The 13,339-nt window shown below is 70.6% G+C and carries 17 protein-coding genes and 1 tRNA gene; 9 read left to right on the top strand and 9 right to left on the bottom strand.

Going from position 1 to position 13,339, the window contains the following annotated elements:
- Positions 1–121 precede the first annotated feature (121 nt).
- The 5 genes from ACGFI8_RS09545 (at position 122) to ACGFI8_RS09525 (ending at position 2,500) form a co-directional block, all read left to right on the top strand.
- Positions 122–649 carry a hypothetical protein gene (locus tag ACGFI8_RS09545; RefSeq protein WP_392802292.1) on the top strand — a complete coding sequence of 176 codons (528 nt, stop codon included), beginning with the start codon at positions 122–124 and terminating at the stop codon, positions 647–649.
- A gap of 180 nt (positions 650–829) precedes the next feature.
- Complete coding sequence (locus ACGFI8_RS09540; RefSeq protein WP_392802289.1) at positions 830–1,111, top strand: DUF1778 domain-containing protein; 282 nt, start codon at positions 830–832, stop codon at positions 1,109–1,111.
- Between the two features lie 6 nt (positions 1,112–1,117).
- A complete protein-coding gene (locus tag ACGFI8_RS09535) occupies positions 1,118–1,609 on the top strand; it encodes a GNAT family N-acetyltransferase (RefSeq protein WP_392802287.1) in 492 nt (163 codons plus the stop codon).
- A 62-nt stretch (positions 1,610–1,671) separates the two neighbouring features.
- The gene (locus ACGFI8_RS09530) at positions 1,672–1,977 is read left to right on the top strand and encodes a type II toxin-antitoxin system Phd/YefM family antitoxin (protein ID WP_392802285.1); all 306 of its coding nucleotides are present in this window, start codon (positions 1,672–1,674) and stop codon (positions 1,975–1,977) included.
- Between the two features lie 4 nt (positions 1,978–1,981).
- The gene (locus ACGFI8_RS09525) at positions 1,982–2,500 is read left to right on the top strand and encodes a type II toxin-antitoxin system RelE/ParE family toxin (RefSeq protein WP_392802283.1); all 519 of its coding nucleotides are present in this window, start codon (positions 1,982–1,984) and stop codon (positions 2,498–2,500) included.
- Between the two features lie 165 nt (positions 2,501–2,665).
- Here the strand turns inward: ACGFI8_RS09525 and ACGFI8_RS09520 are convergent, their stop codons facing one another.
- A complete protein-coding gene (locus tag ACGFI8_RS09520) occupies positions 2,666–2,791 on the bottom strand; it encodes a hypothetical protein (protein WP_392802281.1) in 126 nt (41 codons plus the stop codon).
- A 321-nt stretch (positions 2,792–3,112) separates the two neighbouring features.
- Complete coding sequence (locus ACGFI8_RS09515; protein WP_392802279.1) at positions 3,113–3,436, bottom strand: hypothetical protein; 324 nt, start codon at positions 3,434–3,436, stop codon at positions 3,113–3,115.
- Positions 3,437–3,584: 148 nt separating this feature from the next.
- Between ACGFI8_RS09515 and ACGFI8_RS09510 the strand changes: the two genes are divergently transcribed.
- Together ACGFI8_RS09510 and ACGFI8_RS09505 are read left to right on the top strand one after the other, a co-directional pair.
- Positions 3,585–5,258 (top strand): aminotransferase class V-fold PLP-dependent enzyme, encoded by a 1,674-nt coding sequence (locus tag ACGFI8_RS09510; protein WP_392802277.1) that lies wholly within the window; start codon positions 3,585–3,587, stop codon positions 5,256–5,258.
- A gap of 43 nt (positions 5,259–5,301) precedes the next feature.
- Positions 5,302–6,231 carry a S1C family serine protease gene (locus tag ACGFI8_RS09505; protein WP_392802275.1) on the top strand — a complete coding sequence of 310 codons (930 nt, stop codon included), beginning with the start codon at positions 5,302–5,304 and terminating at the stop codon, positions 6,229–6,231.
- Positions 6,232–6,307: 76 nt separating this feature from the next.
- Here ACGFI8_RS09505 and ACGFI8_RS09500 read toward each other — a convergent pair whose 3' ends face one another.
- The 4 genes from ACGFI8_RS09500 to ACGFI8_RS09485 form a co-directional block, all read right to left on the bottom strand.
- Positions 6,308–7,555 (bottom strand): acetyl-CoA C-acetyltransferase, encoded by a 1,248-nt coding sequence (locus ACGFI8_RS09500; RefSeq protein ID WP_392802272.1) that lies wholly within the window; start codon positions 7,553–7,555, stop codon positions 6,308–6,310.
- 101 nt (positions 7,556–7,656) lie between these two features.
- Positions 7,657–8,439 carry an SGNH/GDSL hydrolase family protein gene (locus tag ACGFI8_RS09495; protein ID WP_392802270.1) on the bottom strand — a complete coding sequence of 261 codons (783 nt, stop codon included), beginning with the start codon at positions 8,437–8,439 and terminating at the stop codon, positions 7,657–7,659.
- Between the two features lie 188 nt (positions 8,440–8,627).
- Positions 8,628–9,668, bottom strand: a complete 1,041-nt coding sequence (locus ACGFI8_RS09490; protein WP_392802267.1) for an SGNH/GDSL hydrolase family protein — start codon at positions 9,666–9,668, stop codon at positions 8,628–8,630.
- A 78-nt stretch (positions 9,669–9,746) separates the two neighbouring features.
- Entirely contained in the window at positions 9,747–10,160 is a 414-nt protein-coding gene (locus ACGFI8_RS09485) for a PPOX class F420-dependent oxidoreductase (protein ID WP_392802265.1), read from the bottom strand.
- 73 nt (positions 10,161–10,233) lie between these two features.
- Here ACGFI8_RS09485 and ACGFI8_RS09480 point away from each other — a divergent pair, with 73 nt between their 5' ends.
- Together ACGFI8_RS09480 and ACGFI8_RS09475 are read left to right on the top strand one after the other, a co-directional pair.
- Positions 10,234–10,584 carry a YkvA family protein gene (locus tag ACGFI8_RS09480; RefSeq protein ID WP_392802263.1) on the top strand — a complete coding sequence of 117 codons (351 nt, stop codon included), beginning with the start codon at positions 10,234–10,236 and terminating at the stop codon, positions 10,582–10,584.
- A gap of 27 nt (positions 10,585–10,611) precedes the next feature.
- Positions 10,612–11,976: a cystathionine beta-synthase gene (locus ACGFI8_RS09475; RefSeq protein WP_392802261.1), complete on the top strand. Its 1,365-nt coding sequence runs from the start codon at positions 10,612–10,614 to the stop codon at positions 11,974–11,976.
- A 40-nt stretch (positions 11,977–12,016) separates the two neighbouring features.
- Here the strand turns inward: ACGFI8_RS09475 and ACGFI8_RS09470 are convergent, their stop codons facing one another.
- The 3 genes from ACGFI8_RS09470 to ACGFI8_RS09460 all read right to left on the bottom strand — a co-directional run bounded on the left by ACGFI8_RS09470 (position 12,017) and on the right by ACGFI8_RS09460 (position 13,319).
- On the bottom strand, positions 12,017–12,337 hold the full coding sequence (locus tag ACGFI8_RS09470; RefSeq protein WP_392802259.1) for a hypothetical protein: 321 nt from the start codon (positions 12,335–12,337) through the stop codon (positions 12,017–12,019).
- Positions 12,337–13,122 (bottom strand): Bax inhibitor-1/YccA family protein, encoded by a 786-nt coding sequence (locus ACGFI8_RS09465; protein ID WP_392802257.1) that lies wholly within the window; start codon positions 13,120–13,122, stop codon positions 12,337–12,339. The genes ACGFI8_RS09470 and ACGFI8_RS09465 overlap by 1 nt, the downstream gene beginning before the upstream one ends.
- A 116-nt stretch (positions 13,123–13,238) precedes the next feature.
- Positions 13,239–13,319, bottom strand: a tRNA-Leu gene (locus ACGFI8_RS09460).
- Positions 13,320–13,339: the final 20 nt, after the last annotated feature.

The following is a 13,339-nucleotide window of genomic DNA, read 5'->3' as shown; positions in this document are numbered from 1 at the left end:
GAGGCCAGACGAAACCGTCGCGGAGATTCAACCGTCGCCTCCTTCCTCTCCTGGGAGGAGGCGGCGCGCCTACCGCCTTGCGATCGCCTGGCTGGCGGTAGCGTGCGTCGAGGCAATCGACGTGCCGAATGAATCCCTGCTCGCGTTCGTCGTCCCCCCGTTCGAGTTGGCGTTGTGGCTCGCCGCAGCCGCCCTGACCGTGGTCGCGATTGCTGGGTTCAAGGGTTCGACGCTGGTGCGGGTGGTCGCCGCGGTCGTACTGCTGGCAGCGACGATCCAGTTCAACAACTGGTCGATCTTCGAGCCGCGCTCGTACTACTGGTCCCACCGGTGGGCCTTCGCGGCCGTCGCCGATGGGGTTCGCCATGGCACGATCGGGGCGTCCAACGCCTACTACGGTGAGCCGTTACCCCGGACTCTGCGCGATCTGTCGACCAACGGCCGGGCCGCGGCGATCGGCCGGTACGGCGGCCGGCCGGTCGTGTTCCTGCCTGAATACCTCGGTATCCCCGACGACGCGGCGGGCTATGTCTTCTACGAGGGCGTACTACCCGCCGACTTCGCGCTCGACCTCTATGGCTCCCAGGCTTCACTCAACGGTGCGGAGAACCTGGGCGACGGATGGTGGTATGCCCGGCCCGGCGACTGACCCGCTGGTTACCGGAGTAGCGCACCATTCGCCAGAGTCCAAAACCCGGGTGGTTACTGCAACCACGGCCCCAACGGCATGACCTGCCCGATCGGCGTCGCAACGGTCCCCGACGCTTCCTGAAATGGACGCTTCGGCCGTGCTGTCCGTACAATCGTACGGACAGCACGGGAGGGTTCAATGACCATCGCAGCCTCTGCGCGCTTCGAGTTCCGCCTGCGGCCGGAGGCCAAAAGGCGGATCGAGCAAGCCGCAGATCTTGTACACGAAAGTACGTCCGACTTCGCGCGGACGGCGGCGGAGGAGCGCGCCGAACGCGTCCTGCAAGAGCACATGATGACCACCGTCGTGCCAGCGGAGTTCTTCGACGAACTCTTGGCCGCGCTCGACCAGCCGGCAACGCCGAACCAAGCGCTGCGGGCCGCAGCAGCTCGGGCTCGCCACGTCGTGGAACGGCGGTAAGCCTGGGTGGCGTTCATCAGCGAGGCCCTGAGCGAGCACCACGACACCAGCTGCTTCGACAGCAGCAAGCCTGACCTGGACGGCTGGCTCCAGCAGCACGCGATGACGACCGAGGCACGGCGCACGGGGCGCACGTTCGTATGGCACGAGGAGCATCGCGTAGTCGCGTATTACACCATCGCCGCGCATCTGATCGTGCGCGAAGACCTTCCGCGCGCACTCGGCCGGGGCAATCCAGCTCAGATCCCGGCCGTGCTGCTTGCCCGACTCGCGCTCGACAAGACCCTCCACGGTCAGGGCTACGGCGGCGCGCTGCTCTCCGACGCGCTCCACCGGATCGTCGTCGCCACGCAGACCGTTGCCGCCAGGTTTGTGGTCGTCGACGCGATCGACGGGGCGACCCACGGCTTCTATCAGCACCACGGCTTCCGGGAGATCCCCGGATCGATGCGCCTGGTCCAGAAGGTCAGCGACATCGCCGCCGCAGTTGGCCTCTGAGGTACTCAACCACCAGCGGCGATCCGTTGGCACCCTGGACAGAATTCTGTACAGTTTTCTGTATGGGGATACTCGCCCACCCAGAGGAGATGACGGTAAGCGAAGCCACGCAACGTGGCGTAGCCGGGCTTGTTGCGGAAGCCGAGCGGGGCACGGACGTGGTGGTGACTCGCCACCGACGCCCGGTGGCAGCCGTTGTCGCATATCAGCGACTCGAGGAGCTTTCCCAGGCCGCCGAGGATCTGCGCGACTTCGCACTCGTTCTAGCCCGCCAGGCGGTAGACAGCGGCAACAGAACGTCGCTGGACGCCGTGCTCCAAGCGTATGGACACACCAGGGACTCGCTGGCGGACATGCCCGACGAGTGAACTGATGGCAGAGATCCGCTTCACCGACGAGGCGCTCGATGACCTGCGGCGGATCGGGCCGTCCACCGTTCCGAGAATCCTGAAGAAGCTGCTCATCCTCGAAACCGACGTCGAGGCAGGCTATCCCTTGGGAGATGAGCTAACCGGGTTTCGGAAGCTTGTCGTCGGCAGGAACACCTGGCGAATCGTCTATCGAGTCCAGGACGGCGTCGTTGAGATCTGCGAGGTGTGGGCGGTCGGCGAGCGCGCAGACGCCGAGGTCTACGACAAGGCCGTCGCGCGCGTCCGTGCGGCTGCCACGACAAGGCCTCACCTTCTGGCTCTTGTGGACGTGATGGAAAGGCTGGGCAAGCTGGCCTCGGGCATCGAGATTGCGAATCCTCCACCCCCACAGCCGGTTCCCGACTGGCTTGCCCAACGCTTGATCTACACCGTTGGTCTACCGCGAGAGGTGGTTGCCGCGATGGATCTGCAGCAGGCCGTTGACAGGTGGGGAGAACACACCTCCCGGACCCAGCCGTAATCGACCTGCAGCCGTCCTCCCGCGCTGCCCGGCGTCCCAACGGCATGACCTGACCGATCGACGTCGGCACGCCGCCCGCCTGACCACACCCCACGCCGGAGTTGTCCCACCCGGGGCGCCTCCGGCGTGTTGCCAGTTTTGAGGAACTTTCAGATACCTCCGCTGCTACGTTGAGTGACAGTCCAGGTACGTCGTGAGCAGCGGCGCGATCGGTGCGAACAGCACGACCACGACGACGACCAACACGCCGCCGTACGTCCAGTCGATCATCTCGAGCGGCTCGACGTTCACGGTCGCGGACTACCTCAACTAACCCTCAACCAGCCCGGGCAACGACGGCGGCCCGGAGTCCTCCCGACTCCGGGCCGCTTGTCGCGCGCATTGGGGTTTTGGCAGGCGAGGGCACAACATCGCGATATATGCGGGGGAACCACGAGAAGTGCCCTCGCCTGCCGGGTAGACCCGCCCGATCCCTGGGGAGGACGCCTGGCCGGAGGCGTTCGGAGCCGGCGGAGGCGTGCCGGCACGCCGTATCCGGGCGGGTCTTTGTCTCGCGGGACTGCGTTGCACTGGCGGGGCGCGCCGAAGTCTCCGCTTGGAGCAACGATCGTGTCAGAGGAAGGTTTCCCGGTTGCCCGCGGCGCGGTGCCAGCCGCCCCGCGAGGCGCCCGGCCGGCCGAGGTCGATGCGCCAGTCGGGCATGGTCCGCAGGCTGTACAGGTCGTGGCGGGCCGTCCAGGCCTCGTTCCACGGCCGGCAGGACGCCTCGACGGCGTTCTCCGCCAGGCGGCGCGGCGCGCAGGGCCACTCGCGTCCGCACCAGAGGCACTGGCCCTCCCCGTCGGACTCGCTGTGCCGACTCAGGATCTGCGTGGCGTCCCGCCACAAGAGTCGATCGACGACATCTGTTGGCTCGGACTGGTCGACACTGACCAACTTCCCTACCCCCAGTCTCCATGAGGCTTCCTGCGCGCCTCCGGACGAAACGTTAAACAGTCGAGGGGTGTGCCGGAGCGGACAAGCAGTGCGACATCCTCCCGACCACACGAAAGAGGTCGGCGTGGCGGCGGGGATAATGACCGCCATGGAGAGCCCCCTCTTACAGCGGATCCGTGCCGCCGTCATCGGAGACGACCAGGTGATGTGGGGGCCGTTCGGCGCTCGCCGCGTCACGTATGCGGACTACACCGCCTCCGGGCGGGCGCTGGACTTCATCGAGCGGTTCATCCGCGACGAGGTGCTGCCGCGGTACGCCAACACGCACACGGAGTCGTCCGGCACCGGCCTGCAGACCACGCGCCTGCGCGAGGACGCGCGGCAGATCGTCAACGAGGCCGTCGGGGGCGACGCGGAGACGGTCGTGATCTTCACCGGCTCGGGCTCGACCGCGGCGATCGACAAGATCGTGCACATCCTGGGCCTGCGGGTGCCGGCCGGGCTCGAGGACCGCTACGACCTGTCGGCGCACATCCCGCCGGGCGATCGCCCGGTCGTGTTCATCGGGCCGTTCGAGCATCACTCCAACGAGTTGCCGTGGCGCGAGTCCATCGCGGACGTGGTCGTCATCCCCGAGGATCACAACGGCCACATCGACCTGGACCGGCTGCGCGCGGAACTCGCGCGGCACGCCGACCGGCCGCTGAAGATCGGATCGTTCTCGGCGGCCTCCAACGTGACCGGGATCGTCAGCGACACGCACGCGATCTCGGCGCTGCTGCACGAGCACGGCGCGCTGTCGTTCTGGGACTTCGCGGCCGCCGCGCCGTACGTCGACGTCGCGATGTACGGGCCGGGGCCGGGCGAGTACAAGGACGCGGTGTTCATCTCGCCGCACAAGTTCGTCGGCGGGCCGGGCACCCCGGGCGTGCTCGTGGTGCGCCGCGAGGTGCTCACCAACCGGGTGCCGACGGTGCCCGGCGGCGGCACGGTCGACTACGTCAACCCGACCGAGCACCACTACATCGCCGACCCCGCGCACCGCGAGGAGGGCGGCACCCCCGCCATCGTCGAGTCGATCCGCGCCGGCCTGGTGTTCCAGCTCAAGCAGGCCGTCGGCACGCCGACCATCCGCGCCCTGGAGGAGCACTTCCTGCGCGAGGCGATCGCCTCGTGGAAGACCAACCCCAACATCGAGATCCTGGGCAACCTGGACGCGTCACGCCTGTCGATCGTGTCGTTCGTCATCAAAAGACCCGGGGGGCGGTACCTCCACCACAACTTCGTCGTCTCGCTGCTGAACGACCTGTTCGGCATCCAGTCGCGCGGCGGCTGCTCGTGCGCGGGGCCCTACGGGCACCGGCTGCTCGGCATCGACATCGAGCGCTCGCACCGGTTCGAGCAGGAGATCATCGCCGGCTGCGAGGGCATCAAGCCGGGCTGGGTGCGAGTCAGCTTCAACTACTTCATCTCCGCCGCCGTGTTCGAGTACATCGTCGAGGCGGTGCACCTCGTGGCCACGCACGGGTGGGCGCTGCTGCCGCAGTATCGCTTCGATCCCTACACCGGCCTGTGGCGCCACCGCGACGGGGTGGTCGAGCCGCCGCTGCGCCTGTCGGAGCTTCGCTACGACGCCGACGGGGTGCTGACCTGGCCGGCGAGGCACGAACGGGCCCCCGAGTCGGACTTATCCGGATATCTGCGGTATGCGCGGGAACTGTTCGAGACCCTGCCGATCGACGAGCAGCCCGAGGGCGTCGTTTCGCCCAACTTCGAGGCTTTGCGGTGGTTCGATCTGCCGGCGGTATCGCTGTTGGCGTAACCGGACGGGCATGCGAGGCCGGCGGGGGCGTGTTCTCCTGGGCATGGACCCAGAAACCGACGCGCTCGACGCGTACAGCCGGGTCGTCTCCACCGTGGCGGCCTCCCTGCTGCCGAGCGTGGCCAGCCTGACCGTGCGCAGCCGGCGCGGTGAGGGGGCCGGCTCGGCCGTCGTCTACACCCCGGACGGCTTCATCCTCACCTCCGCCCACGTGGTCGCCGGCGCCGACGGCGGCGTGGCCGAGTTCACCAACGGCACGCAGACGAAGTTCGACGTGGTCGGCGCCGACCCGCTGTCCGACCTGGCGGTGCTGCGCATCCGCGAGACCGGCGTGCCGCCCGCGACCCTCGGCAACGCCGACGACCTGCGCATCGGCCAGCTGGTTGTGGCCGTGGGCAACCCGCTGGGCCTGGCCGGCTCGGTCACCGCCGGCGTGGTCAGCGCCCTGGGCCGCTCGCTGCCGGTCCGCGACGGCCGGCACACCCGCCTGATCGACGACGTGATCCAGACCGACGCCGCGCTCAACCCGGGCAACTCCGGCGGGGCACTCGCCGACTCGGCCGGCCGGGTGGTGGGCGTCAACACCGCGGTGGCCGGCATCGGCCTGGGGCTCGCGGTGCCGATCAACAGCACGACCAGGCTCATCATGTCGGAGCTCATGTCGACCGGCCGGGTGCGCCGGGCCTGGCTCGGCGTCGCGGGCGCGACGGTGCCGCTCCCCCAGCCGCTGGCCCAGCGCCTGGGGCAGTCGAAGGGGCTGCGCCTGGCCGAGGTGGTCCCGGGCAGCCCGGCGGGCCAGGCCGGTCTCTACGTGGGCGACGTCTTGCTGTCCGCGGGCGGCCGGCCGATCACGGGCGTGCAGGACGTGCTCCGGCTGATGCTCGGCCCGGCGATCGGCACGCGGCTGCCGATCACGGTGCTGCGCAAGGACGCCCTCGTCGACGTGGTGGCGATCCCCGCCCCGCTGGACTGACCGCCCCGCCGGACCCGCGGACGGGAAGGGTCCGGACGCTCGCGCGTCCGGACCCCTGCGACTCGTCGCCGTGCGATCAGGAGAGGCGCTCCAGGACCATGGCCATGCCCTGGCCGCCGCCCACGCACATCGTCTCGAGCCCGATCGACTTGTCGTGCCAGCTCAGCGAGTTGATCAGCGTGCCGGTGATGCGGGCGCCGGTCATGCCGAAGGGGTGGCCCACCGCGATCGCGCCGCCGTTGACGTTGAGCTTCTCCAGCGGCAGGCCCAGCCGGCGGTACGACGGGATGACCTGCGCGGCGAACGCCTCGTTGATCTCGACCAGGTCCACGTCGTCGATGGTCATGCCGGCCCGCGCGAGCGCGCTGCGCGACGCCTCGACCGGGCCGATGCCCATGATCTCCGGGGACATCGCGGTGACGCCGGTGGAGACGATGCGGGCCAGCGGGGTGATGCCGAGCTCGCGGGCCCGGGTGTCGCTCATGATCACGACCGCGGCGGCGCCGTCGTTGAGCGGGCAGCAGTTGCCGGCGGTGACGCGCCCGTCGGGGCGGAACACCGGCTTGAGGCCGGCCACGGCCTCGTACGTCACGCCGGGGCGCGGGCCGTCGTCGGCCGAGACCACGTCGCCCGACGGCGTCGTGACCGGCGTGATCTCCCGGGCCCAGAAGCCGCTCTTGATGGCCTCCTCGGCCAGGTTCTGCGACCGTACGCCGAACTCGTCCATGTCCTGCCGCGTCACGCCCTCGATCTCGGCGAGATTTTCGGCGGTCTGCCCCATCGCGATGTAGATGTCCGGCAGCTCGCCGTCCTCGCGCGGGTCGTGCCACGTCTCAGCGCCGCCCTCGGCGCGCTTGGTGGTGCGGGCGTACGCGCCGGCGAAGGCAGGGTTCTGCCACGGGCCGCCGACCGCGGCCTGTGCCTCGGCGGGCAAGGTGTCGGAGTTGCCGCGGGCGTATCGGGAGACGCACTCGACGCCGGCCGAGATGAAGACGTCGCCCTCGCCGGCCTTGATGGCGTGGAAGGCCATGCGGGTGGTCTGCAGCGAGGAGGCGCAGTACCGCGTGGTCGTCGCGCCCGGCAGGTGGTCGAACCCGAGCAGGGTGCTCACCACGCGGGCCATGTTGAAGCCCTGCTCGCCGCCGGGAAGGCCGCACCCCAGGTAGAGGTCCTCGATCTCACGCGGGTCGAGCTGGGGGACCTTGTCGAGCGCGGCGCGGACGATGGTCGCGGCGAGATCGTCGGGGCGGAGGTCGCGCAGCGATCCCTTGACGGCACGGCCGATCGGGGACCGGGCGGTGGCAACGATGACAGCTTCCGGCATACCCCCGAATCTACCGGAGGGTAACCGCACGAGCCCGGCCAAAATTGTCACACGCGGTGCGCTACCCGGCCTCTCGGCTGCGAGGCCGCGCCGGGGCGGTGCTATACGCCGCGGCGCACCGCGCCGGCCTCCTCCACGGCGGGCAGCAGCGCGTGGGCCCAGACGCGGTAGCCGTCCGCCGACGGGTGGAACCCGTCGTGGCACAGCGTGCCCTCGTCCGCCCGGAACACGGCGCCCGTGCGCGCGCCGAGGTCCACGACGACCGCACCGGCGGCGCCCGCGGCGGCGGCCTGCAGCCGGGCCATCCGGCGGCTGCGCAGGCCGAGCAGCTGGCGCAGCGGCGGGGCGAAGGCGCGCAGGGCGCCGAAGTCGGGGCACGTGCCGACGACCACGGGGATGCCGGCGTCGCCCAGCCGGCGGCAGGCCGCGCCCAGGTGCTCGGCGGCGTCGGCGACCCGGCCGGGGTGGGTGATGTCGTTGGTCCCGACGAGCACGAGCGCGACGTCGGGAACCGGGCCGACCAGCGCCCGGGCCACCTGCGTGGCCAGATCGGAGGAGCGGGAGCCGGCCACGGCGACGCTGGACAGCTCCACCCGGCGGCCCGCGGAGCCCTCCGCCAGCAGGGCGGCGAGCTGGCCGCCGACGGTGTCGGCCACCCGGTCGACGCCGACGCCGAGCGCGGTGGCGTCGCCGAGCAGGACCAGGCGCATGGGGGGCTTGCCGGCGGCGCCGATCGACGAGCGCATCGCCAGGCGCATGTCGGGCTTGGCGTAGTCGCGGGTGCGGGCGGCGACCGCCTGCGCGGCGAGCACCGCGGCCCCGCCCACGGTGCCGGCGATCACGGTCACGGTAGCGACCTTGGCGAGGCGCTTGACGACGCTCACGCCGTCACCTCCGTTCCGGGCGAGTCAGGGGGCATGACCGGTCCGGAGCGAAGCGGAGGGGCCGGTTCATTATGAGCTCAGTTCGGAGGTCGTGCGGCCGGAGCGAAGCGGAGGCCGCATGACCGGACGAAGTACGAGAGTAACGGGCGAATTCGCAGGCTGCTCCCGACGTGGGGAGGCCGGCGTCGTCATGCCGGCTCCGCCGTGCGGTCGGGGGTTCGGTCGGCCTGCTGCGGCAGCCGCTGCCACACCCGGTGGCGCAGCTGCGCCCAGCGGCCCGCCGGGCCGCGGTCACGGCCCGCCACCTGCACGGCGCTGACCTCGGTGCCGGGCCGGTGCGCGGCCTCCGCCGCGGCCTGCGGCAGCGCCCGCACGCCCTCGCCGGCGCTCAGCGCCGCGACCTCGGCCGGGGCCGGTACGGGCTCGGCCAGGGCGGCGACGACGGTGGGGAGCACGGCCTGGGCTGCGGCGAGGTAGCCGGCGCCGGAGGGGTGGAACCGGTCGAAGCTGAACATGCGGTCGGGCTCGGCGTAGAACAGCTCCCCCAGCAGGTCGCCGAGCGACACCGTGCGGCCACCCGCCTCGACCACGGCGATCGTCTGCGCGGTCGCCATCTGCCGGCTCCACCGCCGGGCCAGCCAGCGCAGCGGCGGCTGGATCGGCCGGATCGTGCCCAGGTCGGGGCAGGTGCCGACGACCACCTCGACGCCGGCCGCGCGCAGCGCGCGCACCGCGTCGACGAGATGGCGCACCGCGGTCTGCACTCGGACGCGGTGCGTCACGTCGTTGCCGCCGATGCAGATGACGGCGATGTCGGGCCGTTGGCGGAGGGCCACCTCGACCTGCGGCGGGAGGCCCTTTGACTCCGCGCCGACGACGGCCACGCAGCGCATCCGGACCGCCTGCTGCCGCTGCTCGGCGAGGCCGGCCGCGACCGCCGCGGCGAACGTCTCGCTGGGGCGCTCCGCGCCGTATCCCGCGGCCGAGGAGTCGCCGAGGACCGCCAGGCGGATCGGCTCGCCGCCGAAGTGCGCGCCGTAGAGCCCGTCCGCGCGCGGCGGCGGGCTGACCACAGGCGGAATCGTCTTGCGCGCGATCAGCGCCTGCCCGATCACCAGCCCGTAGAACAGCGCGCTCGCACCGGCGACACCCCCGCCACCGACCACCGCCGCCGTGGCAATCCGCCGTGCCCGCTCCGACTGCAGTTTCACCGCCCCCGCCCTTTCCATGCCCGAGGCCCTCGCGAACCTGAGGCTAACCTCCGCCCTCCAAGTATTCGCCGCTATTCGTCCTGATCCCGATGGTCCTCATCCCGACCGATCGGGGCCCGCCCGCGTCAGCGAGACGCGGATCAGCACCCGCTGCTCCCGCAGCATGGCCGCCCGGTAGTCGTCCCAGTCGGGATGCTCCCCTCCGGTTGCCCGCCGGTAGTAGTCGACCAGACCCTCCACGCTCTGCGGCGGCGGCACGATCTCGGCCTCGCCCTCGACCTGGACCCAGCGGCCGAAGAAGCCGTCCGGCAGCACGCACAGCGCCGCCCAGGGGTCCCGCCGCAGGTTGCGCACCTTGTACGCGGGCATCCTGCTGCTGATCGCCACCCGCCCGTCGGCATCGACCACGGCCAGTACCGGCGACATCTGCACGCCGCCGTCGGCGCGCCGGGTGGCCAGCACGGCCTGGTGCTGTTCGGCGATCACGGCGCGGGCCTCATCGAGATCCATGTCGTCATTCTTACCTCGGCGCATGGTGACCGACACCATTACATTCATAGCCAAGGGAGAGAGGGCGGTCAGCATGGCGGAGAGTGCGCTGCGACGGCGGATGGCATGGACTGCGCTGCTGCGGGTGTTCCGGCACGACACGCCCGGCCTCGGCCGGCGGCTGGCCGCGCTGCCCCGCATGATCAAGGCGACCCTGAAGCGCGAGTACGACGGCGGCTCGCGCCTGTTGATGCTCGCCGCGGCCGGCGTCTACATCATCTCCCCGATTGACGCCGTCCCCGAGGCGTTCCTGCTGGTCTTCGGCCTGGTGGACGACCTGGCCGTGGCCGGGTACTTCGCCGGCGCGCTCATGGACGAGCTGGAGCGCTTCCTGGAGTGGGAGAAGCTGCGCGACAACGTCGTGCCGGGGCACGTCGTCGGGTAGTCGAGCCGCTCCCGATAGGCTGGCGACGTGCGCTACTACGACAACGTCGTCGAGTTGGTGGGCAACACCCCCCTCGTCCGGCTCCGCAACGTCACTGCCGGCATCTCCGCCACCGTGCTGGCGAAGGTCGAATATCTCAACCCGGGCGGCAGCGTGAAGGACCGCATAGCGCTGCGCATGGTCGAGGAGGCCGAGAAGGCCGGCCTGCTGCAGGCGGGCGGCACGATCGTCGAGCCGACCTCCGGCAACACCGGCGTGGGCCTGGCGCTGGTCGCCCAGCTCAAGGGGTACCGCTGCGTCTTCGTGTGCCCCGACAAGGTGAGCGAGGACAAGCAGAACGTGCTGCGCGCCTACGGCGCCGAGGTCGTGGTCTGCCCGACCGCCGTCGCCCCGGAGGACCCGCGCTCGTACTACAACGTCTCCGACCGCCTGGCCCGGGAGATCCCCGGCGCCTGGAAGCCCGACCAGTACGCCAACCCGGCGAACCCGCGCTCCCACTACGAGACCACCGGCCCCGAGGTCTGGGAGCAGACCGATGGCCAGGTCACCCACTTCGTCGCGGGTGTCGGCACCGGCGGCACGATCTCCGGCGTCGGCAGATACCTCAAGGAGGCCTCCGGGGGCCGCGTGCGCATCGTCGGCGCCGACCCGGAGGGCTCGGTGTACTCGGGCGGCACCGGCCGGCCCTACCTGGTCGAGGGCGTGGGCGAGGACTTCTGGCCGACCACCTACGACCGGGACATCTGCGACGAGATCGTCGAGGTCTCCGACAAGGACTCGTTCGAGCTCACCCGCCGCCTGGCGCGCGAGGAGGGGCTGCTCGTCGGCGGCTCGTGCGGCATGGCCGTGGCCGCCGCGCTGAAGGTGGCCCGCGAGGCCGGCCCCGACGCCGTGGTGGTGGTCCTGCTCCCGGACGGCGGCCGGGGTTACCTTTCCAAGATCTTCAACGACACCTGGATGGCCCGCTACGGCTTCCTGCGCACCGCCGCCGAGACGCCGACCGTCGCCGACGTGCTGATCGGCAAGGACGGCCAGATCCCGGGCATGGTGCACATCCACCCCAACGAGACGGTCCGCGACGCGATCGACTACATGCGCGAATACGGCGTGTCCCAGCTGCCGGTGCTCAAGGCCGAGCCGCCCGTCGTCACCGGCGAGGTCGCGGGCTCGATCGCGGAGCGCGACCTGCTCGACGCGCTGTTCTCCGGCCAGGCCCACCTGCACGACATCGTCGAGCGCCACATGTCACCGCCGCTGCCGATGATCGGCGGCGGGCAGCCGGTGAGCGAGGCGGTGTCCCTGCTGGAGAAGGCCGACGCCGCAGTGGTGCTGATCGACGGCAAGCCGGCCGGCGTCCTGACCCGTCAGGACCTGCTGACCCACCTGACCTGAAAGCGGACGAAGCCACACAAAAGCTTCAGATGCACCATATCTAGGCGAAGGCGCCGCGGAGAGCGTTGATGCGCTCCGCGGCGTCGGCCTGCACCGACTCCGGCGCGAAGCGGCGCAGGTCGGCCGCGACCACCTGAAGCTGGTCGGGCAGGGCCAGGTCGTTGTCGAGGCGGGGCACCGGCAGCGCCGGGCGGCCCTCCGCCTCGGCGCACCGGTCGGCCATCCACTGGACGAGGTCGTGCATGAGCGCCGCCCGGCTGGCCCCCGACCAGGCGGACGCCGCCCATCGGGGCGGCGTCCAGTGTGAGACCTGGCCGACCAGCTTGCGCACGGCGGCGCCGAGCTGATCTTCGTCGGGCATCAGCGGCGTAGGTAGCTCAGCAGGCGCAGGATCTCGTAGTACAGGAAGATCAGGCCCACCAGGATGCCGAACGCGCAGTACCACGCGTATTTCTCCGGCAGGCCGTAGCGCATGCCCTGCTCGATGGCGTCGAAGTCGAGGATGAAGGTGAGCGCGCCGACGGCGATCACCACGATGCTGAAGACGATCGGCAGCCAGCTCACGTGGCCGTTGGCGGTGTACTCCCGCAGGCCCAGGTTGAGCCCGAACAGGTAGAACAGCCAGTTGGCGAAGCTCAGCACCACGACGCCGATCAGGGCGCCGATGACGAACTTCGTGAACCGGGGCGTGGCCCGCAGCACCTGGAGCTTGTAGAGCGCCGCCATGATGCCGAAGATGCCGAAGGTGCCGATCACCGCCTGGATGACGATGCCGGAATACCAGCTCTCGAAGGCGCGGCTGATCACGCCGAGCGCGATGCCCTGCAGGGCCGCGTAGGGAATGATCACGGCCGGGCTGGTGACCCGGCGGAACGAGATGACCAGGCCGAGGACGAGCCCGGCGAGGCTGGCCATGACGGCGGCGAAGTAGGTCACGACGCTGCTGGCCGGCAGCATCACCCAGGCGGCGGCGCCGACGACGCCGGTGACCGCGAGCAGCGCCACCGTGCGGACGACGACGTCGTCCATGGACATGGCGCGCGACGGGGTCTGCACGCCGGGGTAGCCGGGGCCATACCCGGTCTCATACCGGGACGCCCGCGCCGCCTCGCCAAGGCGGGTGAGCACCGGGTTGGAACTCTGCACGATCGGCCTCCATGGGCGTCGCATTCACATGTACGACCAGGGTACCGCGAACAGGCGGGTTGAAAACGTCGACCGTACAGTGTGACGTGCCGGTTGAAGCGAAAATGCGGAAATCGTGCCCGGGGCGGGGTTCGAACCCGCACGCCTCGCGGCAGCCGCTTTTAAGGCGGCCGTGTCTGCCGTTCCACCACCCGGGCGTGGAAACGCGTCTCACGGT

It is taken from the genome of Dactylosporangium sp. NPDC048998 (assembly GCF_043197855.1).
Lineage (GTDB): Bacteria > Actinomycetota > Actinomycetes > Mycobacteriales > Micromonosporaceae > Dactylosporangium.
Note: the sequence above shows the minus strand (reverse complement) of the source record. Positions and strands in the feature narration are given on the sequence as shown.

What these genes read in the sequence shown, in the direction of transcription:
- ACGFI8_RS09525 (WP_392802283.1), top strand. Translation starts at nt 1,982, where the DNA reads ATGGCAGAGATCCGCTTCACCGACGAGGCGCTCGATGACCTGCGGCGG.
- ACGFI8_RS09530 (WP_392802285.1), top strand. Translation starts at nt 1,672, where the DNA reads ATGGGGATACTCGCCCACCCAGAGGAGATGACGGTAAGCGAAGCCACG.
- ACGFI8_RS09485 (WP_392802265.1), bottom strand. Translation starts at nt 10,160, where the DNA reads ATGGATCTCGATGAGGCCCGCGCCGTGATCGCCGAACAGCACCAGGCC.
- ACGFI8_RS09480 (WP_392802263.1), top strand. Translation starts at nt 10,234, where the DNA reads ATGGCGGAGAGTGCGCTGCGACGGCGGATGGCATGGACTGCGCTGCTG.
- ACGFI8_RS09540 (WP_392802289.1), top strand. Translation starts at nt 830, where the DNA reads ATGACCATCGCAGCCTCTGCGCGCTTCGAGTTCCGCCTGCGGCCGGAG.
- ACGFI8_RS09470 (WP_392802259.1), bottom strand. Translation starts at nt 12,337, where the DNA reads ATGCCCGACGAAGATCAGCTCGGCGCCGCCGTGCGCAAGCTGGTCGGC.
- ACGFI8_RS09500 (WP_392802272.1), bottom strand. Translation starts at nt 7,555, where the DNA reads ATGCCGGAAGCTGTCATCGTTGCCACCGCCCGGTCCCCGATCGGCCGT.
- ACGFI8_RS09505 (WP_392802275.1), top strand. Translation starts at nt 5,302, where the DNA reads ATGGACCCAGAAACCGACGCGCTCGACGCGTACAGCCGGGTCGTCTCC.
- ACGFI8_RS09490 (WP_392802267.1), bottom strand. Translation starts at nt 9,668, where the DNA reads ATGGAAAGGGCGGGGGCGGTGAAACTGCAGTCGGAGCGGGCACGGCGG.
- ACGFI8_RS09510 (WP_392802277.1), top strand. Translation starts at nt 3,585, where the DNA reads ATGGAGAGCCCCCTCTTACAGCGGATCCGTGCCGCCGTCATCGGAGAC.